Source organism: Acinetobacter sp. YH01006 (assembly GCF_013420445.1).
Taxonomy (GTDB): domain Bacteria; phylum Pseudomonadota; class Gammaproteobacteria; order Pseudomonadales; family Moraxellaceae; genus Acinetobacter; species Acinetobacter pseudolwoffii.
Genome location: NZ_VOYB01000004.1, coordinates 134832 through 156024, shown reverse-complemented (window position 1 = coordinate 156024; position 21193 = coordinate 134832). Strand labels below are relative to the sequence as shown.

Sequence of the window (21193 nt, the reverse complement as noted above, 5' to 3'; positions counted from 1 at the left end):
TACTCCTTATGCATTTGCAGCAGGTTTTTGTTCAGGTTGTTCTTTCTTTGCATCATCTGCCTTTTTCTCGCTTGCTGCAGGCTGCTGCGGTGCAGCACCTTGTGGCGCAGCAGCTTGAGGTTGATAAGGTTTAGCTACAACTTGCTGTTCAGGTTTCACTTTTGCAATCCCGTCCACAATCACTTTATCACCTGGATTCAGACCTTCAGTCACAATCCAGTTGTTGCCTTGAGAGCCGGTGGTCGTGACTGGACGTGGTGCTACTTTACCATCAGCACCGACCAGCATCGCCATTGCCTGACCTGTTGGAGTACGGGTCAACGCCGCTTGTGGGATCAGGAAGGCATTGGGCACTTCACCCTGTACGATTTGCGCAGTCGCAAACATACCTGGCAGGAGTAAATGGTTCTTGTTCGGGAATACCGCACGTAAAGTCACCGTACCTGTTTCCGGATTTACGCTGGCATCCGAAAATGCAAGACGGCCTTCAATCGGGTAGATGCTGCCATCTTCAAGCTTTAACTTCACTTTAGTGTTGTTTGAGCTATTCAAATCGCCTTTGTTGAGCTGCTGACGTAAACGTAAAAGCTCAGCACTGGACTGGTTGATATCCACATAAATTGGATCTAAACGCTGAATGGTAACCAATGGCTCTGGTTGATTCGCCGTCACTAATGCACCCGCAGTGACAGACGAACGGTTGGTCTGGCCCGAGATCGGTGCACGTACAGTCGAATAGCCCAAGTTAATTTCGGCATTACGCAAGGTGGCACGGTTGGCATTCAGATCGGCTTCAGCCAGTTTGACCTGTGCCACGATGTCATCATATTCTTGTTTAGAAATGGCATTGGTTCCAACCAGCTGGCGGTAACGGCCTTCCTTCACACGTAATACACCCAGATTGGCTTCAGCACGGGCAATTGCTGCACGAGCATTATCCACGGTCGCACGGTTGGTGCTTGAATCGATTTCGTACAGAGCCTGACCTTCACGCACATAACTGCCTTCAGTGAACAAGCGTTTAAGCACCACACCACTGGCTTGCGGACGTACTTCTGAAATTTCAAATGCTGTTGTACGACCCGAGAGCTCTACAGACTGCTCTACACTTTGTGGTTGTGCAACAAGAACACCGACTTCAGTCGGTGGCATTTGTTGTTGAGCACCAGCTTGCTGGCCCTCTTTTGGATCTTTGCTACAACCAACAAGTGCAAGACTTGTTGCTAATGCGCAAGCAGTCAGGGCAGGTGCCCAAAGCTTTGCAGACATCATTGTTTCACCTCTATTAGATCTTTATCTAAATTTTCTTATTTGTGCGCCGCGCAATATCTGATCCAGACCATATACCACAACGAAATCCAAATAAAACTGATACTCCAGCCGGATATGACATCTGAAGGAAAATGTACGCCTAGATAAACTCTTGAAATCCCCATCATCAGCATCCATAAGCCTGCACCGATCATGATGATGGTAAAGCGAGAATGTTGCCGATACATGTAAATTGCCAGACAAGCCAGACATGCCGCATACAGACTATGCGCACTTGGAAAGGAACTTCCAAAACTTTCAACCAGATGCAAGGACTCTGGTGGTCGGGGTCGGGCAATTGCAAACTTTAACAGCCAAGCTAGGAGTATTCCTCCGATAATTCCGATACATATAAAAATTACGCTTGTATGCTTTTTATACCACAGCAAGGCAATACACCATAGTGTGGATAAAAATAATACAAATGGCATGCCACCTATCACTGATAAGGACAGAGTAATTCGATTCCAAAACTCGGTGCGATACAGACTCATCCTTTCCACTGCGTGCAAATCAAGCTTGCTTAAAGCAGGGATATTCAGGATGAACACACTGAAAATTAAAAATAAAATACCGACAAAAAGTAACAAGTAATGCATGCCAAAAATCCTTGTCCCTTTAACCGTTCGCAGATCGGTTAATTGTCTGGAGTAGAAGTGTACTTGTCAGTACACTTTTTTTCAAGTGTGCGTATTTTATGCGAATTCCATTTTTTTAGTAAGGAATTTGTTGCTAAATATACTGTAATTGTCGCAGTTTTAAGATTTTGTCGATGTATGATTTTCGTCAATTTCAATGCTTTGCTTGGGGGGCCAGAAGAAATCACTTGGCCGGGTCAGGAAGTGAGTCATGACCAGTTTTGCCAACGGTTTCCACTGTTCAAAACGTACCCGTCGTGCACGTAAGGCCACAATAATGGTCAAACTGAAACTGACAAATAAGTTGGTCAGGCCAATCAACAACACACCGAGGAAAGACACCACAATCAAGCCAATATCCGGGCCATTAATATTGATCAGGCCCTGAATAAAGTTGGCCGAGGCAAAGGCAATATGACGGATATCGAGCGGCAACCCCAGAATAAAACCAATGGTGCCCATACTGCCGAGCATGATGCCAAACATGAAATTACCTGCCAGCGCTCCCAGATTACGTTCAATATAATCTGCAAACCGGTACAGCCGTTCCTGTCCCATCAATTGCGATAAACGTATATGGGCTTTCAGGCGGGGGCCTACCTTGCGGTAGACGGCCATGTTGTCAAAATAACCGGCCAATAACCCGGACAGGAACAGACATACCCCGGCAATTGCAGCATGCGGAATTGCCAAAGAGGTAAAGGGATTCAGGTCATGTAAGGTTTTGGTTGCCTTGGCATGATTCATTAAGGGTTCATGCAGAGCAACGTCCCACATTAAGGTAATCAATGCCGCCACCGGAATGGCAATCGAAATATTGCCCAGAATTGCCACAAACTGGGTACGGATAATATTCACAATCAGCGCGGCCAGCTCGGCAATTTGCGCCATTTTTGAGCCTTTGCGTTGCTGGACTGTGGCCGCCAGTGCAGCGGCTGTCATCGCTGGCTGTTTGGTCGCCACGGTAAAATGCAGCACATGGATCAGCATAAAACCCAGCGAATAATTCATGCTATAGCTAAAGGCCTGCATGAGAGGCGCCATGCTCAGGCGTGTCATCAGGATTTTCAGGGTGGCCATTGTTGCGATAATGGCACCTGCACCGGCGGCCGATTTGTACATGGCCAGAAAGCCTTTTTTGTCAGTACTGACATAGTGCTCGCCGGTTTTACTAGCATTCTCAGTCACCTGCAAGGCCAGGAGTTCACTATTGGTCGCCAGCAGGGCACGTACACTGCGTTCGCTATAAATCGCTTCAGTGATATCTGCAATAAACAGGCCGATGGACTGGTAGCGCAGGTCATCCTCGTCCATGACCATGTTGAGCAGGATTTCAACCCGCTCCAGACACTGCTCCAGCAGTGCCAGCATATAGGTCAGACTCACGCTGACCCCAATCCGTTTGGTAGAGCGGCGAATTTTTGCCACGACATCATGACACTGTTCCAGCATCACCAGTGCTTGCGAAGCATCTGGCGGGGTGATCGAATCGACCAGCGTGACCGTGTTATAGCGTTTTTTGTATTCCTGAATAAATTCGTTAATCTCACGGTTCTGCACCAGAAAAGGAGATTCATATTCCATCAGTTCCGGCTGTGCATTAATAAATTCAGGATGCAGACCAATACCACTGATCCGATACGACAAAATGGTCAGTGCCTTGATCAGTTGATCTTTAATGCGGGTCTTTTCAGGCTGATTGGAGTGACCCTGATTGAGAACTGAAAATAAGCGTTGCCAGTCATCTTCATCAAAATAGTCGAGCCAGTATTTATCGGTCGGCTGATAAAAAACCTTGCGAAATAATTCTTGTAATTGCTGATGATCCGGAATAACTGGCAGGATATGCGCGCCAATACGCTGATTGAGCTGATTCCAGAAACCATCCAGAGACAAAATACCGGTATCGGAAAACAGACTGGTCTGTTTATAACGGTTAATGATCCGCAGGGTAAATGTCTGTAATGCTGAAACTGCATTCGGCGTCAATAATAAAGCCTGGATAAATGCATTGAACTTTGCTTCGATTTCTTCGGTATTTCTGCTGTCTTCCGGTCTGATTCTTTCAATCAGTTCAATGAGAAGATTTTCATCCAGCACCGCCTGAGGTTGCTCAAGCTGATGCTGCATGTTTTGGAAAAGATCAAGAAAATTAATATGCATAGGCGAGTTTAAAGATTACTGAATTCGGTGTAGGGCCAGTTTGGCCAGATTAATCAGAGCTTGACGATACTCAGAGTCAGGTAATGCCTGCAGGGCATGAATGGCGGTTTCCGTTTCTTCAGTCGCACGTTGACGGCAATAGTCCAGTGCCCCAGATGCATTGACAATTTGAATGACTTGATCGAGATGTTCTGTACCGCCAGTGGCAATACTGCGACGGATAATTTCATGCTGCTCACCGGAGGTATTTTTTAGCGCAGCAATCAATGGCAGGGTAGGTTTGCCTTCCATCAGGTCATCACCAATATTTTTGCCGAGGGTTTCTGCATCGGAGGTGTAATCTAGAATGTCATCAATAATCTGGAAGGCATTGCCGAAATGACCGGCGAAAGTTTTTAAAGGCTCACGGAATTCATCTTTACCCGACAGAATCGCTGCGCCTTCTGTCGCCAGTTCAAACAGGCGCGACGTTTTACCATGAATAATATTTAAATAAGTCGCTTCACTGGTTTCTGGCTGGTGCTGGGATTGCAATTGCAGCACTTCACCTTCAGCAATTTCACAGGTGCCGGTCGAGAAATCTTTCAGCAAGACCATATTGTTTAAATCGACCAGCAGATCAAATGCACGTGAAATCAGGAAGTCACCGACCAGAACAGCAGTCTGGTTATTCCATGTCGCATTGGCAGTCGGACGGCCACGACGCAGGCCAGATTCATCGACCACATCATCATGCACCAGCGTCGCCGTATGCAGCATTTCAATAATCGCGGCCAGCTTGCGATGCGGTTCTAAATCTTCAGCACCACAAGCCTTGGCAGCCAGAAGACACATAATCGGGCGCATACGTTTGCCACCCGCTTCGACTACATGTTTGCTGACGGCCATCACCAGTGCAACTTTTGAAGTAATTCCTTCATTAATGAATGTGTCCATCGCAGCAAAGTCGTTAGCAACAGGAGCGAGAATGTCTTGCTTAAAGTCGATGGTCATGTGAAAGAAAACCTCTAGTCTGGTAAATCGCAGGTCGTAGTTTAACAATTTATAACATGAGTGAAACCTAAGAAATGCATAAACTCCACTAAAAATCAGCTTTTTATAGATCTTATTCAGATTCGATCTATATTCTGCGCTACAAAAAATCAGGAAAGGTCAGCGATATCGCTCTCTTCATCAGGCTGAGTATATTAATCAAACTGGCCGAATTTCTGCTGTATTATTTTGTTGCTGAATATATCTTGAGTGTCTGATTTGATAGAAATTATTTAAGTGTTAAATAATTAGCACATACTCGCCATTATTATTTCAGTAAAATGGCTTGTTGTTTTTTTGAATATCCCTTAAAATCCTCGCCCTTAGATATCCCCCAGTGGCGTACGTCTTAAGATCGATATCTTCCTTTATCGGCACGACGACACGGGCTTGTTTGGAGTACATTATGTACGCAGTAATCCAAAGCGGTGGTAAACAACACCGTGTAATCGAGGGTGAAACCCTTAAAGTAGAATTATTGAAAGCTGAAACTGGCTCAACTATTACGTTTGATGACGTATTGATGCTTGTAAACGGTGAAAGCATTCAAATCGGTGCTCCAGTTGTTGCTGGCGCTACTGTAACTGCTGAAGTAGTTAGCCATGGTCGTCACGACAAAATCCGCATTATCAAAATGCGTCGTCGTAAACACTACCGTAAACAACAAGGTCACCGTCAATGGTTCACTGAGTTGAAAATTACAGCTATTTCAGGCTAATTACGAGGAGTAAATAGACATGGCAACTAAAAAAGCCGGTGGTTCGACTAAAAACGGTCGTGATTCGAATCCTAAAATGTTAGGTGTTAAAATGTACGGCGGTCAATCTGTGACTGCTGGTAACATTATCGTTCGTCAACGTGGTACTGAATTCCACGCTGGTCAAAACGTAGGTATGGGCCGTGACCATACTTTGTTTGCGACTGCTGACGGCGTAATCAAATTCGAAGTGAAAGGCCAATTCGGTCGTCGCTACGTATCTGTTGAAGCGTAATTCGCTGAGATAGAAAAAAAGCCCACAGTTTCTGTGGGCTTTTTTATGCCTGAAAATTGACTGTAATGAACGCCTGATCCAGCTTATGTAAAAAAACGGCTGAAATCTTCATCATGATGAACAAAAAAATAGATTTCGAATTAATAACCATACAAAAGTTCTTATTTTCTATCATTTTAGCTTTTAATTTTCGTTTAAGATGAGACATCAAATAAATTGCGATGACGCAAAATATAAAGGTGAAATTATGAATATGCTTCGTAAAACCGTCTGTGCTATGGCTCTGGGTGCAGTGACTTTAGCACCGGTGATGAGTACAACCGTGTTTGCTGCACCTGTGGCAGCGTCGGAGCAACAGGCAACTGCCAGTCTGGTGAAGCAGCTGAATTATGTACGTAGCATGACGGCAAATTTTGAGCAAAGCACCAAGGTGACCAATCCGAGAGCAACCCAGAAAAAAGGCTTGAGCGCACAACATATGAATCAAACCTTTAAAGGGGTGATGAAAGTCGAGCGTCCGGGTAAATTCTATTGGGAAACGACCGCACCATCGAAGCAAACCATTACAACGACTGGTAAAACAGTATGGATTTATGATCCGGATTTGCAGCAAGCGGTTCGTCAAAATCTGGATGAGCAAGTTGCCAATACACCGGCTTTGCTTCTGTCAGGAAATACCAGTCAGATTATGCAGTCTTACCGGGTCACTCAGCCGAATAAGGGGAAAACCTATTACACGCTGTATCCTAAAAATACCGATGGTGTCTTTGAGAGCCTGACCATTAGCTTTGGCGCCAATAAAGCACCGAGCCTGATGATCTTGCAGGATTCACTTGGCCAAACTACAAATATTAAGTTTAGTAATGTGAAAGTGAATAACAGTATTCCGGCTTCTACCTTTAACTTTACCCCGCCAAAAGGTACGGACATTATTGATCAATAATCAGAAGTATCAAGTAAACCAAAGAGCAACCGATTCTGGTTGCTTTTTTATTGCCAATTATCATGATTATTTTGAGCAGGCTACAAGGTTCAGCTATATCTAGACAAGAGAGCATCTTAAAATAAATAAAAGTCGAGTCAATGAAATTGCAAAATTTTGGGAGCTCAGGATGAAGATCAATCTGTTTAAAACTGCTGAAATTTATGCTGTCTTATTAATCACTGTATATATGTTGGGCTGTCAGCCGCCATCCAATTCAGTTGCAACGCTTACCCAAACAGAGCCGTGGGTGCAGATTGAAGCCAAGAGTATTCCCCTCAAAGGGGTGGCCAAAGTGGTGTGTGAAATAGAAGGCTGTGTACGCTTTGAGCTTCATACGGTGGATACCAACCTTGACTGGATTGATCAATATTTTATAGAACGTATTCAGCATACCGAGCCGGTTGCATTCACCAAAGTGACTCAGAAAAATCCTAAAAAAGCCGATGAGCCCTATTATCTGGATCAGCGTTTTATCAAGGTAGTATTTATCGCTCAGCGTGATCATCTGGCGACTTTTGCCTTAATAAGTTCCAATCTGGTGAAGAATCAAACTGCATCAAGTGAACATGTGGAATATATCAATTTTGATCTGAAACAGAAAAAGCGTCTGGCTTTGCATCAATTGATGTTAAAGGGCGGTGAGCAGAAACTACTCAATGTGATATATCGAACCAATACTCGATGGCTACGCACACAGGGGATACAAGCACAGCAGTTAAAACTGAGTGATAACTATTATTTTGACAGGTCGGGTCTGGTGTTGGTGTACCCGGCAGGTGAATTAACTTCTAAAGCAGCAGGAACGCCTGAATTAAAAGTGTCCTATGCAGATTTGGGTGAAGTGATTTGGCCTGAATATTTAGCCATTTTACAGTCCAAGACTTCCTAAATATTGTGCTAATAAGGCACAGCTGTGGTCGTAGTCACTGTATTTTTTGACGTTAAGAGCTTACACTATAGCCAGTTTTTTTCTTCTGCAAAGATTGATTATGATCGACCCGAAATTACTCAGAAACAATATTGAGGCTGTAAATTTGGCCTTGGCAAAACGTGGTGTTCAACTCAATGTTGAAGAGTGGGCCTCCCTAGAAGCGCGCCGTAAAGAAATTCAGTCCAAGACAGAAACACTGCAAGCTGAACGTAATGCCGGTGCAAAACAAGTCGGTCAAATTAAAAAAGCAGGCGGTGATGCCTCTGAAATCATGACACGCATGTCTGCGATTGGTGATGAAATCAAAGCGGCTGAAGCAGCATTGGCTGAACTGCAAGCGGAGCTTGAAGAAAAATTACTGTCTATTCCAAACTTGCCAGATGAAGCTGTGCCTGAAGGCAAAGACGAAAGCGATAACGTGGAAATCCTGAAATGGGGTACACCACGTGAATTCGATTTTGAGATCAAAGACCATACTGACCTCGGTGAAATGATGGGCGGTCTGGAATTTGAAACCGCAACCAAATTGACCGGTTCTCGTTTCAGTGTTTTGAAAGGCCCATTGGCGCGTTTACAACGTGCATTGACACAGTTCATGCTGAATACGCATACAGATCAGAATGGTTATACCGAAGCCTATGTACCGTATTTGGTGAATGCGGATTCATTACGTGGTACAGGCCAATTGCCTAAATTTGAAGAAGATCTGTTTAAACTTCAAGGCGAAAAAGAATTCTATTTAATTCCAACTGCTGAAGTGCCAGTGACTAACTTCGTGCGTGATGAAATCATTGATGCAGATCGTCTGCCATTAAAATATGCAGCACATACCCCATGTTTCCGTAGTGAAGCAGGGTCTTATGGCCGTGATACCCGTGGCCTGATTCGTCAGCACCAGTTCGACAAAGTGGAAATGGTTCAGATTGTTAAACCTGAAACGTCTATGCAGGCACTGGAAGATTTAACCGGCCATGCTGAAGGTATCTTGCAAGCATTAGGTCTGCCATACCGTAAGATCATCCTTTGTGGCGGTGATATGGGCTTTGGCGCGACCAAGACTTATGATCTTGAAGTTTGGGTGCCAAGCCAGAATACTTATCGTGAAATCTCTTCATGTTCAAACATGGGTGACTTCCAGGCGCGTCGTATGAAAGCGCGTTACCGTGCCGACCAGAAAAAAACTGAATTTGTACATACCTTGAATGGTTCAGGTCTGGCTGTTGGTCGTACCTTGCTTGCAGTGATGGAAAACTATCAGCGTGCAGACGGTTCGATTGAGATTCCTGAAGTATTGCGTCCATATATGGGTGGTGCGACTTATATCGACTAATGCTTGATATCAGCATCGCTAAATGTGCATGAAAATTGCATAGACAATCAGATTTAAAATTTTGAGGTAGTTCATGGATATCTTTCCAATCTCGTTAAAGTTGCAACAGCAACCTTGTCTGATTGTCGGTGGTGGACATATTGCCTACCGTAAAGCGGTATTATTAGCAAAAGCCGGAGCAGTGATTCATGTCATTGCACCTGAAATTGATGCCAATTTACTTGGGATTGTTCAGCAGTCTCAAGGGCAATATGATCAGGCACCATTCAGTACACAGATTCCTTTACGTCATTATCGTTTAGTGATTGCAGCAACAGATGATGCTGATGTGAATCGTCAGGTTTTCGAGCTGTGCGAAGCTGAAAATGTACTGGTCAACAGTGTTGATGATCCGCCACATTGCCGTTTTATGGTGCCTGCGATTATTGACCGCTCACCGCTGGTGATTTCGGTGGCATCGAATGGCACGTCGCCGGTGTTGTCACGCCAGATTCGGACTCAACTGGAAGCGACGATTCCACATGGCATGGGCAAGCTGGCTGAGTTTTCAGGCAAATGGCGCAGTCGCGTTAAAGCAAAAATTGTCAATCCGGATCAGCGCCGTATTTTCTGGGAAGATCTGTACGCCAGTCCGCTGAAAGAGCAGGTGTTTAATGACAATATGGCTGAAGCAGACCGTCTGATCGAGCAAGCATTACAAGAGTGGCAACAGCCGAAAGGTGAAGTCTATCTGGTGGGTGCAGGTCCAGGTGATCCAGAACTGTTGACCCTGAAAGCGTTAAGGTTGATGCAGCAAGCCGATGTGGTGATTTATGATCGCCTGGTGTCTGAACCGATTATGGATCTGTGTCGCCGTGATGCGGAAAAAATCTATGTTGGTAAGGCGCGTTCCAATCATGCAGTTCCACAAGATGGGATTAATGCTTTATTGGTCAAATATGCCAGTGAAGGCAAGCGGGTTTGTCGTCTGAAAGGCGGTGATCCTTTCATCTTTGGGCGTGGCGGCGAAGAAATTGAAGAACTGTTTGCGGCAGGTATTACTTTTCAGGTGGTGCCGGGTATTACCGCAGCTTCAGGTTGTTCCGCCTACGCCGGTATTCCATTAACGCATCGGGATTATGCACAAAGTGTGCGTTTCCTGACAGGTCATTTAAAAGAAGGTTCGCCTGAATTGCCTTGGCGTGAGCTGGTCTATGAAAACCAGACCTTGGTGCTGTATATGGGACTGGTGGGATTGGAAAGAATCTGTGCGCAGTTAATCGCTCATGGTCAACGCGCAGATATGCCGGTGGCACTGGTCTCTAAAGGCACGACTCCTGAGCAAAAAGTTGTGGTGGGAACCCTTGCTGACATCGCCTCTAAAGTGTCTGAGCATCAAATTCAGGCACCGACTTTAACCATTATTGGTGAAGTGGTTCGCTTGCGTGAACAACTGCAATGGCATGAGCGAGGATAAGCAAATCACTGCTTTGCCCGAGCGCAAGACGAAGGCTATGCCTGAGTAAGAGGATAAGCAAAAGTTGTCTCTTGGTTTGACCGTAAGACGAAGGCTATGCCTGAGTAAGAGGATCAGCAAAAGTTGTCTCTTGGTTTGACTGCAAGACGAAGGCCATGCCTGAGTAAGAGGATAAGCAAAAGTTGTCTCTTGGTTTGACTGCAAGACGAAAATTACACCTGAATAAAAGGATATGACGATTAATCTCATGGTCCGAATACAGGAAAAAGCTGCATCTAGATAACAGCACTGATGTTGCTGTTTGATCTATAAGTTGAAAGCTATATCTGAATGAAATGTATAAAGTGAGAAATAAGTGATCCACGTTGTTTTATATGAGCCCGAAATTCCTGCAAATACAGGCAATATTATTCGTCTGTGTGCCAATACGGGAGCACAGTTGCATCTGGTCAAGCCACTGGGTTTTGAACTGGATGATAAAAAACTGAGACGTGCCGGTCTGGATTATCACGAATATGCACGTATGCAGATTTGGGACACTATCGAAGACTGTCTGGCCGATCTGGCAAGCAAAGGCATTGCTCTGGATGCGGTCTATCCACTGACCACCAAAGGGACTGAAACGCCACATACCTCGGACTTGAACCGTCCTGTGGCATTGTTGATGGGGCCGGAAACGCGTGGTCTGCCTGAACATGTTCGGATGATGTTCCCGCAGCAGCACTGGATTCGTTTACCGATGGCAGAGAACTCTCGTAGTTTAAACCTTTCGAATGCCACGGCAGTGATTGTATATGAAGCCTGGCGTCAGCAGGGTTTTAAAGCGCTCTAAGCTTAAATTTACAATAATTTGAAAAGCTGCCTTTGGGTGGCTTTTTTATTTGCTAGGATAGAGAGATACAACTGATTGGAATAAGAAGGATATACGCGTGAAGCCGATATTAAAATTTGCCTTGGCCTGTTGTATTGGAATGACTGCTTTACACCTCGGTGCGCAAGAAGCAAGTGATGTAATGGGGGAAACGCAACAAGTTCAGCCAATTACGCAAGCGGAAATACAGCAAGGATTGGCTGACATGCAAAAACGCTTGGATGCGCGGATCGATAACTGGGGACAGAGTCTGAATTCCGATGATTTTGAATGGACTTGGCGTGGACGTAAATTGAAGCAGACCAAACGTCAGGAAGTCTGTGCTATTTTTCAGGATGTGGTCAATGAAATGTATCAGCTGGCGGTCAAGAATAAAGCCAGACTAAATCCGGAAGAGCAAAAATTATTGTCGAATAGAAGTCTGTTCATTGAAAAACTGGGCTATGAAAATAATCGGGTCAATACCCAAATGGGTTTTGATTGTCGTTTATCCTAAGTAAAATCAAAAACATAAAAAAGGCGCTTAAAGCGCCTTTTTTATTTGAACCGGAACGATATTATTTATCGTCAAATTCGTTGTGCTGAGGTGCAGGATGCTTGAAACCTTTGGTTTTATAACCCAGGTACAAGATACCGCCAAATGCCCAAATCAGACCATATTTCAATGAGGTTTGATCAACTTCGAGCCATAAGGCAAATACTGCAATGAAACCTGCAAGTGGTACCACCACAAAGTTCAGAATTTCTTTCGCAGTTTTGGTACGACCATCACGTAAAGCATAGCGTGAAATGACAGACAAGTTTACGAAACTGAACGCCGTCAATGCACCGAAACTGATCAGTGAAATCACAAAATCAAGATCCATGAAGCCAGCTGTTAAGGCTACAGCACCGACAATCATAATGTTGTATGACGGTGTGTAGTTTTTCGGACTGATATGACCAAAGATTTTCTTGTTGATCACGCCATCACGGCCCATGACGTACATTAAGCGAGATACACCTGCGTGTGCAGAAATCCCTGATGCCATGACGGTAATGATTGCAAAACCAAGTACATAAGCCTGGAACAAGGACCCACCCACCAGCATCAAAATTTCCGGCTGAGTTTCAGCAATATTCTGGAAATATGAACCTGGATTGTTCGGGAAGTAAATCTGCATGAAGTAAGTGCTGATAATGAAAATAATACCGGCAATTAAAGCGGTCAAGAAAATCGCTTTAGGCAAAGTTTTTTCAGTATCTTTGGTTTCTTCAGCCAGCGAGCTTAAAGAGTCAAAACCAGTGAAAGAGAAGCACAGTAAAGTCGCACCAGTAATCAGGGCGCCTACTGACGTTAATTCATTCCAGAACGGTTCCAGACTCCAGAGCTGATAGCGTTGCTCAGCTGTGATTGGACCATCCGCATTAAAGCCAGCCTGTAACTTGCTGTAGACCATCCAGGTAAATACGGCAATGACAATCAACTGCACGAACACGATCATACTGTTGAAGTTTGCTACAAAGCGCGCACCACGTAAATTGATGCCAGTCATGAATGCAGTCAATACCACGACCCAAACCCAATGATTGATATCAGGGAACAGGGCTTCTAGGTAAATGACAGCAAGAATGATGTTGACCATTGGCGACAATAAATAATCGAGCCAAGATGACCATCCCACCATGAAACCCACATTCGGGTGAATGGATTTTTGCGCATAGGTATAGGCCGAACCCGAAGAAGGGTAGCGACGAATCATATGACCATAGCTCAAAGAGGTTAACAAAATTGCAATCAGCGCAAAAATGTAAGAGGTGGGAACGTGGAAGTTACTTTCTTCAGATACCAGACCGAATGTATCAAACAAGGTCATGGGTTGAATATAAGCCAAACCAATAATAATGATGTGCCAGAGTCCCAGCGTTTTTTGCAGTTTAGCTGCCGATTGAGTCCCAGAGATATTAGTCAACGGCGTTATCCTCTTAATCGTTGATCAAGGATCAGTCATATTTATAAGGATCGTTTGAGACGAACGATCCCCCCTACAGTTTTCTATAAAAGCCCGCCAATCTACTTGAAAAGAAGGGCTTTTGCTAGCTATTTTTTTGACTTTTGAGGTGCATAAAGTATGCCATTCAAATTAGCGCAATGATTTCTTTATGCAAGATAAAAGCCTGATGTCTAAAAAAACATCAGGCTTTAATTTTCGCTATATTGGCTTATTTTTCAGTAATTACCAAGCCTTTTTTAAGATAGATTTTAAATCTTCCAAGGTGGCTTCTTTCGGGTTATAAATGATGGAACCATCGTTCAGGGCTTTCTCTGCCACTTCATCCAGCTGCGCTTCAGAAATCTTGCCGGTTTCACGTAATGTACGTGGCAGTTTGGTCAGACTATAAATCCGATCTCGCATGGTCAGAATAGTGGCAATGGTTTTGTCTGCGCGTAAATGTGCTGGTGTTTGCGCATAAATATCGGCACCTGCCAAAGGTAGCAACAGATCAGCAATCTTGTCACCATTGACCTCTTTGTTGTATTCCAGCACATACGGCAGGAACAGGTTCATACATAAACCATGCGGCAAGTGCACCACTGCACCCAGTGAATGACCGAGTGAATGCACAATCCCGACCATCGAGTTAGAAAATGCAATACCGGCCATGGTCGATGCTTGAGCCAGTTCCAGACGGCCTTGCGCATCATTGGGATTATCCAGCACATTGAATAGATGGCTACTGATCTTCTTGACTGCTGCGGTGGCATAAGCATCTGAGATTGGATTGGCTGCCATGCAAGTATAAGCTTCGACCGCATGGGTCAGTGCATCCATTGCGGTCATGGCGGTTAAATGCGGCGGCAAAGTCTGGGTCATGCGCGGATCTAAAATCGCAGCATGCGGCATCAAATAATACGATGCGAAAGGCATTTTAACATTCTTCTCAGTATCTGAGACGACGGCCACCATGGTGACTTCTGAGCCTGTCCCCGAAGTTGTTGGAATCACAAAAAATGGCTTCAGCGGCTTAGGCAGGTTATGGGCACCAGAATATTTAAGCAGGTCATCACCGCCTTCAGACACCAGAATATTGGTTGCTTTGGAGGTATCAATGACTGAACCGCCGCCCACAGCAATGATCGCATCACAGTGATTTTCACGATACAGTTTCGCCGCACTACGTACTGTACCCAAGCTAGAATCGGGTGGTACGTCATCAAAAATGGCTACAATTGCAGCATCCGCCATTTCAAATGCAGCTTCAATCGGTGCCAGCAGATTATTGGCGCGTACACCTTTGTCGGTAATGATGAGTGGACGTTTGGCCCCCAAAGTTGCAAGCTCAAACGGAATATGTTCTAACGCGGCATGTCCGGCAATGACTTTAACTGGACAGAAAAATTCATAATAAGGTTTAGCCATGTTATACACTCCGTTTTAAATAAGATTGAGCGATTTTTAGATAAATACTGCTCGCTTCGCTTAGTTTTTCTTTGAGGCTGAGATTGCTTGGATATTCTTTGACAGCCAGTTGCGCCACCAATTTAGGCAAAATCAGTGCTTCCATTTTATTTAGACAACGCACCAGACGAATGGCATTGGAAATATCGCCATCGGCAATCATGCGGTCATTGGCAAAGGCTTGAGAGGTGCTTTCCTGAAAGGAAAAAACTAAAAAAGCATGGTGCAGATGTTTAAAGGTAATAGTCAGATCAGGTGCTTTTTCCAGATTTTTCACCAGTTCCAATTGCTTGTCCTCAGTGACCCGCGCCACAAAGGCTGGGCCATGCGGAAAGACTTTCATGGAAAGAGTGAAATGGACTGGAAATTGAGCAACTTCCTGTTTGATTTCTTCATCCACCTGGCTTGCCATGACCAGACCGCGGCCAATCACATCCATCATGAGTTTGACATAGGCAAGCTGCAAAGCGGGTTTTACGGATTTAGTTGCAATCACGTGATGATCCCTATCTCAATATTATTGGTTTAGAGTAAATACTCTAATTTATTTGGGGGTGAAATGCAAAGGCTTTATCTTTGCTCGACAGTGACTTGATTAAAGTAACCGCTGTGGCGCAAAGTTTCAATAATTTCACGACATAACTGGTTGAATTGTGGCGGTTGTTCCAGTAGGTCGCTCATGCGAACCATTTCCAGTCCCGCATAACCACAAGGGTTGATGGTATTAAATCCGCTCAGGTCACAATCCAGATTTAAGGAAAGACCATGATAGCTACGGCCTTTACGAATTTTAAAACCCAGTGAACCAATTTTTCGTTCAGCCACATAGACCCCCGGTGCATCGGGTTTGGCATAAGCATCAATGCCGTATTTTTTCAGCAGATCGATCATCAGGTTTTCAGCATAGGACACCAGTGTACGCACATTCCAGCCTAGGCGATTCAGGTCAAACATGAAGTAAGCCACCAGCTGGCCCGGGCCGTGCCAGGTCACTTGACCACCACGATCGGTTTGAATTACCGGGATATTGCTCGATATCAGAATATGTTCTGGCTTACCGGCCTGACCTTGAGTCAATACATCCTGATGTTGCAGAATCCACAGCTGATCCGGACTATATTCATCACGGTTTTCCGTAAATGTTTTCATTTCCAGAAAGCGATCTTCATAAGGAGTAAGGTCGTGATATTGACGAATGATCAGCTCGGGCTTTTGCAGCACATCAGTCACAGGGAGTGTCCTTGGTAATTATAAAAAACTGGTCATAATTATAATGATTTCGGCATGAAATAGGGGCGAGACCTACAATATTTAAGCGCTAGCTCAGTCATTGTACAGGCATAAAAAACACGCCCGAAAGCGTGTCTTTTGTATTTTTGATTACAGTGCGGTTTTAATCAGCGGACAGGCGGCCAAATCTGCATATACTGCATGTACCTGCTCCAGTTCCAAAAAGCGCAGTTGTGCGGTAATGGAATGATATTTGCCAGTACGCGACGGTGTGATGGTCATCTCACTGCCATCAAATTCAGGAAAATGTTTTACAAAGATATCATTCACGGCCTGACGCAGTTCAATGCCAGCAAGGCCAATCAGTTTAATCGGATAATCCATAGGGAAAACCCAAAGATGTTCTTGAAGTTCACGAGATGGTGTACGGTCTAACATGGTAGTCCCCCTGATTTGAAACGCCTGCAATCATGCAGGCGTTTGGGTCTGTCTTGGCTACTTAAGTGGAGACTGATGATTAAATTTCAAGTCTCCAGAATAAGCATCAAATCTTAATCATTCTCGAGGAATGAACGTAAGTGTTCTGAACGTGATGGATGGCGAAGCTTGCGTAACGCTTTAGCTTCAATCTGACGAATACGTTCACGTGTCACATCAAACTGTTTGCCCACTTCTTCCAAGGTGTGGTCGGTCGGCATGTCGATACCAAAACGCATTTTCAGAACTTTGGCTTCACGTTCAGTCAGGTTTTCCAGAACTTCGCGTGTCGCTTCTTTCAGGCCTTCTGAAGTCGCAGCATCAATTGGTGACGTGATGTTGCTGTCTTCAATGAAGTCACCCAGATGCGAATCTTCATCATCACCGATCGGTGTTTCCATCGAAATCGGTTCTTTGGCGATTTTTAGCACTTTACGTACTTTGACTTCGTCCATTTCCAGACGTTCGCCCAACTCTTCAGGTGTCGGTTCACGCCCCATTTCTTGAAGAAGCTGACGCGATACACGATTGATCTTGTTGATGGTCTCGATCATGTGCACCGGAATACGAATGGTACGTGCCTGATCGGCGATTGAACGGGTGATCGCCTGACGAATCCACCAGGTTGCATAAGTCGAGAATTTATAACCACGACGATATTCAAACTTGTCCACCGCTTTCATCAAGCCAATGTTACCTTCCTGAATCAGATCCAGGAACTGCAAGCCGCGGTTGGTGTATTTTTTCGCAATTGAAATCACCAGACGCAAGTTGGCTTCGACCATTTCTTTCTTGGCGCGACGTGCCTTGGCTTCACCAACGGCCATGCGTTTGGCAATGTCTTTAATGCCTTTAACATCAAGACCCAACTCTTTTTCAATATCGGCAATCTTTTGCTGGAAGGCCAATACATCGGGACGTACTTTTTCCAGATAGGCTTTCTGGTCTGCAGGTGTTTTCGCGATCTGTTCATCTAACCAGGCTGGATTCGATTCCTGTCCCGGGAAAGAAGTACGGAACTGGGTACGATCCATACGACCACGGCGCACGGCATAACGCATCACTTCACGTTCTGCACCACGGATCTGGTCATGCGTACCACGAATCATTTCTGAAATGATATCGAATAGACGCGGCGTGAATTTGAACATCATGAATACGGTCGCCAGTGCTTCCAGCGCAGCTTCAGATTCTTCGCTGTCACGACCATGTTTTTCGATGGCTGTTTTGGTATTCAACCATGCATTTTCAAGTTCAGTGAAGCGTGCTTTGGCAATTTCAGGATCTGGACCAGAATCAGCTTCTGAATCATCTTCAGTTTCAGCTTCTTCCTCTTCATCATCGTCCAGTTTTACATCTTTGGTCGATTTTTTCGAATCAGTCTTGTCTTCAGCGATCTCGACTTCTTCTTCGAGTACTTCAGGAATTTCTTCGTCTGATTCAGGATCTAAATAACCCGATAACAGGTCAGCAAGACGGCGTTCGCCCGCTTCATAATCTTTATATTCTTGGAGTACAACTTCTACCGCATTGGGCCAGTAAGCAATCGAGTGCAAAACATCACGAATACCTTCTTCGATGCGCTTTGCAATGCTAATTTCGCCTTCACGGGTTAAAAGCTCAACGGTACCCATTTCACGCATATACATACGCACAGGGTCAGTTGTACGACCTGGCTCATTTTCTACAGAGGCCAGTACGGCTGCAGCTTCTTCTTCTGCAACTTCATCGGCAGCTTCTGTAGTATCTTCGAACATCGTATCATCAGATTCAGGCGCGCGATCATGTACAGGAATACCCACGTCATTCAGCATCTGAATGATATCTTCAATCTGCTCGCTTTCTGTGATGGAGTCCGGCAGATGATCGTTAACCTCAGCGAAGGTTAAGTAACCTTGTTCTTTGCCTCGGCTAATCAGAGCCGCTACTTGTGAAGTAGGGGAAGTCATATCGCTCATCTTTTGCTTACTCTTCGTTGAATCTGTGACAGGAAAAACCGTACAACTTATGCACGATTTAAGCTCATTAAATTTAGTGAATAGCCTACGTATTTCATCAGAGTATTCAGCATTCAAGCTGTCTGATAAAATATTTAAAATGAAATTCAGTAATTTAAGATGGGGATGAATTTGTTATTTTCAAGTCCAACCCCGGCATCTGTGTATTTGACCAAAAAATGTGTAGTCAAAAAACATAAGGACGCAGGGTGGATTATATCATGTCACACAATGTCCTTAAAAAAAAGCCCTATTTACAACTTTAAAATACGAAAATTTAAATAAAACTTGACTTGTGGTTTTAGGCAAGATAAATAGCGCTAAAACCATTTACATTTTTCACTATGAGGAAGTTTTAGTGTCTTCTACAGATTTTGAACTAGATGATAGCTTCGGTGAGGATGATGTTAATTTCGATGAAGCTTCCAGCAAGCTGAGCGCTAAAGAGTCGTTGGAAAAACGTCGTCTGATTGATGACTTACTTTCACAACGTCGCTTGGAACGCGAACTCAAAGATTTTGACTATGACTTCGACGATGATGACGATTTTGATGACGAAGATTAACGAATTCGGATTTAGCATGGCCTGAATAAATGCTATGCTAAACCTTTCGGTTTTCTAAGTTTGGATGTTAGATGAGTGCTTTAGATTTAGACCTGTTGAGTGAATATCTAGATGGTGACCAAAATGAACATGGTCTAGATTTCGCAGCAACCCATGGTTTCTTATGTGCTATTGCAGTAGGCCCAAAATTCGACAAATGGTTAGACGAGCTTTTTGATAGCAATCAAAAGAAAGTGCCTGCAGAAATCATCACTCAGGTACAAGCATGGTTAGAGTCTATCCGTCAAAGCTTAGCCAATGAAGAAGGGATTACATTCCCATTTGAAATTGAAGAAGCAGACACCGAATCAAGCTTGGGTGACTGGAGTGTGGGCTTTGTCGATGCCATGTTCCTGAACGAAGAAGCTTGGTTTACTGAAGAATTTGAAGAGCAACTGGTAGATTTAACTCTGCCAATCATGGTCTTCAGCGGCATTGATGATGAAGATCCGCAAATGGAAACTTTCCGTCGCAATGGCCAGTTAATGGACGAACTTGCAGAAGAAATTCCAGACAACTTAAATGAATTGTATCTGATGTATCACACTCCAGAATAATTCATAAAAAAAGCACCGCACGGTGCTTTTTTTAGCTTTGGACTTTTATCAAAGCATCGAAGGGATTTTATTTTCTTTCAATACCGACCCGTTTGCTCAGACTGTAGCGGGCATAGCCATTATAGGCAATATGAAAGATCAAACCATGTACCGCAATCACAGCGGCCATCAGAAATGAATTCGGGCCCCTTCCGGTATAAGCCATGTTGTTGAAGATGGCTTCAGTCTGTGGATACATCCAGATCACAACAAATATAAAAATAAACCCAAATGTAATCGCAATGATGGTAGAACCCCATACCAGTTTGCTTTTCTCTTCCTTGCTGGGTAAACGTTGTTCTCTCTTCACAAAGTATCGGGCACTGAGAAAGGCCGACGCGATCAGGGCCGGGATCAGGAGAATCGCGCCCAGATTGAATACATAAATGAGTACGCCCACGAATAGAACCAAGCTAAGATAAACGGTGGCAAAATATTTAAGATAGTGCGACATCGTTTTAGCCTCCTTCATGCTGAGGTCTATTCAGGATGGACGATTTTTACGCTGCTGTCTACGGTAGATAACCCAGGCAATAATGACTATAACAATCGCAATAATCACATAACTGACTTTACTGAAAATTTGCTGCATCAACTCTTGGTTTTCACCAAAGTAAAATCCGACACAGGCCAAAAACGTGGTCCAGATGATGGTTCCGAGTGTGCTATAGAACATGAATTTCCAGAAGGGCATACGGCTCATGCCGGCAGGAATGCTGATCAGTGAGCGGACGGCAGGAACCATGCGGCCAAAAAACACAATCCGATGTCCATAATGTTCAAACCAGCTCAGTGATTTTTTCACATCATTGGATTTGATAAACAGATATTTGCCATAACGGTCGACAAACTTGAAAATGGAATCGTGATTGAATTTATAACCCACCCAGTACAGCAAGGCTGCTGCTAGTAATGAGCCAATGCAACCGGCCATGATCACCCCGACCAGTATTAACTCACCCTGAGAGGCCGAATAGCCCGCAGAAGGCATAATGATTTCGGAAGGGATGGGTGGGAAGACATTATCCAGAAACATGAGCAGGGCAATACCCCAGTAGCCCAGTTGTTCCATGACGGAAATAATCCATTCAGTTAAATTCATAAGATGGTCAAAATAAAAAATACTGCCTGTATCCTAAG

22 protein-coding genes are annotated in these 21193 nt (G+C 44.4%); 10 read left to right on the top strand and 12 right to left on the bottom strand.

Annotated elements, in window-relative coordinates:
* Nucleotides 1-6: 6 nt before the first annotated feature.
* The 4 genes from FTT73_RS05340 to sdsA form a co-directional block, all read right to left on the bottom strand.
* On the bottom strand, nucleotides 7-1272 hold the full coding sequence (locus tag FTT73_RS05340) for an efflux RND transporter periplasmic adaptor subunit (protein ID WP_034608437.1): 1266 nt from the start codon (nucleotides 1270-1272) through the stop codon (nucleotides 7-9).
* A gap of 35 nt (nucleotides 1273-1307) precedes the next feature.
* Complete coding sequence (locus tag FTT73_RS05335) at nucleotides 1308-1910, bottom strand: phosphatase PAP2 family protein (protein ID WP_074383416.1); 603 nt, start codon at nucleotides 1908-1910, stop codon at nucleotides 1308-1310.
* 159 nt (nucleotides 1911-2069) lie between these two features.
* Entirely contained in the window at nucleotides 2070-4112 is a 2043-nt protein-coding gene (locus FTT73_RS05330) for a site-specific recombinase (RefSeq protein ID WP_034608441.1), read from the bottom strand.
* 15 nt (nucleotides 4113-4127) lie between these two features.
* Nucleotides 4128-5105 carry an All-trans-nonaprenyl-diphosphate synthase gene (sdsA, locus tag FTT73_RS05325; protein ID WP_005097778.1) on the bottom strand — a complete coding sequence of 326 codons (978 nt, stop codon included), beginning with the start codon at nucleotides 5103-5105 and terminating at the stop codon, nucleotides 4128-4130.
* Between the two features lie 445 nt (nucleotides 5106-5550).
* On the opposite strand from sdsA, the gene rplU reads away from it, so the two are divergent.
* The 8 genes from rplU to FTT73_RS05285 all read left to right on the top strand — a co-directional run bounded on the left by rplU (nucleotide 5551) and on the right by FTT73_RS05285 (nucleotide 12205).
* Complete coding sequence (gene rplU / locus FTT73_RS05320) at nucleotides 5551-5862, top strand: 50S ribosomal protein L21 (protein WP_005097776.1); 312 nt, start codon at nucleotides 5551-5553, stop codon at nucleotides 5860-5862.
* A gap of 19 nt (nucleotides 5863-5881) precedes the next feature.
* Nucleotides 5882-6136 (top strand): 50S ribosomal protein L27, encoded by a 255-nt coding sequence (gene rpmA / locus FTT73_RS05315; RefSeq protein ID WP_005097774.1) that lies wholly within the window; start codon nucleotides 5882-5884, stop codon nucleotides 6134-6136.
* Nucleotides 6137-6383: 247 nt separating this feature from the next.
* On the top strand, nucleotides 6384-7079 hold the full coding sequence (gene lolA / locus FTT73_RS05310) for an outer membrane lipoprotein chaperone LolA (RefSeq protein ID WP_180191123.1): 696 nt from the start codon (nucleotides 6384-6386) through the stop codon (nucleotides 7077-7079).
* A gap of 169 nt (nucleotides 7080-7248) precedes the next feature.
* Entirely contained in the window at nucleotides 7249-8010 is a 762-nt protein-coding gene (locus tag FTT73_RS05305; RefSeq protein ID WP_180191122.1) for a DUF3298 domain-containing protein, read from the top strand.
* Nucleotides 8011-8110: 100 nt separating this feature from the next.
* Nucleotides 8111-9382 (top strand): serine--tRNA ligase, encoded by a 1272-nt coding sequence (gene serS, locus FTT73_RS05300; RefSeq protein WP_005097768.1) that lies wholly within the window; start codon nucleotides 8111-8113, stop codon nucleotides 9380-9382.
* A 73-nt stretch (nucleotides 9383-9455) separates the two neighbouring features.
* Nucleotides 9456-10838: a siroheme synthase CysG gene (gene cysG / locus FTT73_RS05295; RefSeq protein ID WP_100534875.1), complete on the top strand. Its 1383-nt coding sequence runs from the start codon at nucleotides 9456-9458 to the stop codon at nucleotides 10836-10838.
* Between the two features lie 355 nt (nucleotides 10839-11193).
* On the top strand, nucleotides 11194-11670 hold the full coding sequence (locus tag FTT73_RS05290) for a tRNA (cytidine(34)-2'-O)-methyltransferase (protein ID WP_005097765.1): 477 nt from the start codon (nucleotides 11194-11196) through the stop codon (nucleotides 11668-11670).
* 139 nt (nucleotides 11671-11809) lie between these two features.
* Nucleotides 11810-12205, top strand: a complete 396-nt coding sequence (locus tag FTT73_RS05285; RefSeq protein ID WP_218946060.1) for a hypothetical protein — start codon at nucleotides 11810-11812, stop codon at nucleotides 12203-12205.
* 61 nt (nucleotides 12206-12266) lie between these two features.
* Here FTT73_RS05285 and FTT73_RS05280 read toward each other — a convergent pair whose 3' ends face one another.
* The 6 genes from FTT73_RS05280 to rpoD form a co-directional block, all read right to left on the bottom strand.
* Nucleotides 12267-13661: an APC family permease gene (locus tag FTT73_RS05280; protein WP_005097762.1), complete on the bottom strand. Its 1395-nt coding sequence runs from the start codon at nucleotides 13659-13661 to the stop codon at nucleotides 12267-12269.
* A gap of 264 nt (nucleotides 13662-13925) precedes the next feature.
* Nucleotides 13926-15110 carry an iron-containing alcohol dehydrogenase gene (locus FTT73_RS05275; protein WP_005097761.1) on the bottom strand — a complete coding sequence of 395 codons (1185 nt, stop codon included), beginning with the start codon at nucleotides 15108-15110 and terminating at the stop codon, nucleotides 13926-13928.
* Nucleotide 15111: 1 nt separating this feature from the next.
* A complete protein-coding gene (locus tag FTT73_RS05270; protein WP_005097759.1) occupies nucleotides 15112-15645 on the bottom strand; it encodes a hypothetical protein in 534 nt (177 codons plus the stop codon).
* 74 nt (nucleotides 15646-15719) lie between these two features.
* Nucleotides 15720-16379, bottom strand: a complete 660-nt coding sequence (gene lipB, locus FTT73_RS05265) for a lipoyl(octanoyl) transferase LipB (RefSeq protein WP_074383411.1) — start codon at nucleotides 16377-16379, stop codon at nucleotides 15720-15722.
* A 150-nt stretch (nucleotides 16380-16529) separates the two neighbouring features.
* On the bottom strand, nucleotides 16530-16817 hold the full coding sequence (locus FTT73_RS05260; RefSeq protein ID WP_005169807.1) for a YbeD family protein: 288 nt from the start codon (nucleotides 16815-16817) through the stop codon (nucleotides 16530-16532).
* A 113-nt stretch (nucleotides 16818-16930) separates the two neighbouring features.
* Nucleotides 16931-18865: an RNA polymerase sigma factor RpoD gene (gene rpoD, locus FTT73_RS05255; protein WP_225554192.1), complete on the bottom strand. Its 1935-nt coding sequence runs from the start codon at nucleotides 18863-18865 to the stop codon at nucleotides 16931-16933.
* Nucleotides 18866-19211: 346 nt separating this feature from the next.
* On the opposite strand from rpoD, the gene FTT73_RS05250 reads away from it, so the two are divergent.
* Both FTT73_RS05250 and FTT73_RS05245 read left to right on the top strand, forming a co-directional pair.
* A complete protein-coding gene (locus tag FTT73_RS05250) occupies nucleotides 19212-19418 on the top strand; it encodes a PA3496 family putative envelope integrity protein (protein ID WP_005169810.1) in 207 nt (68 codons plus the stop codon).
* 71 nt (nucleotides 19419-19489) lie between these two features.
* Nucleotides 19490-20014 (top strand): YecA family protein, encoded by a 525-nt coding sequence (locus FTT73_RS05245; RefSeq protein WP_005169813.1) that lies wholly within the window; start codon nucleotides 19490-19492, stop codon nucleotides 20012-20014.
* 67 nt (nucleotides 20015-20081) lie between these two features.
* Here the strand turns inward: FTT73_RS05245 and FTT73_RS05240 are convergent, their stop codons facing one another.
* Both FTT73_RS05240 and FTT73_RS05235 read right to left on the bottom strand, forming a co-directional pair.
* Entirely contained in the window at nucleotides 20082-20507 is a 426-nt protein-coding gene (locus FTT73_RS05240; protein WP_180191121.1) for an ABZJ_00895 family protein, read from the bottom strand.
* 30 nt (nucleotides 20508-20537) lie between these two features.
* On the bottom strand, nucleotides 20538-21155 hold the full coding sequence (locus tag FTT73_RS05235) for a DedA family protein (RefSeq protein WP_074383408.1): 618 nt from the start codon (nucleotides 21153-21155) through the stop codon (nucleotides 20538-20540).
* Between the last annotated feature and the right edge of the window lie 38 nt (nucleotides 21156-21193).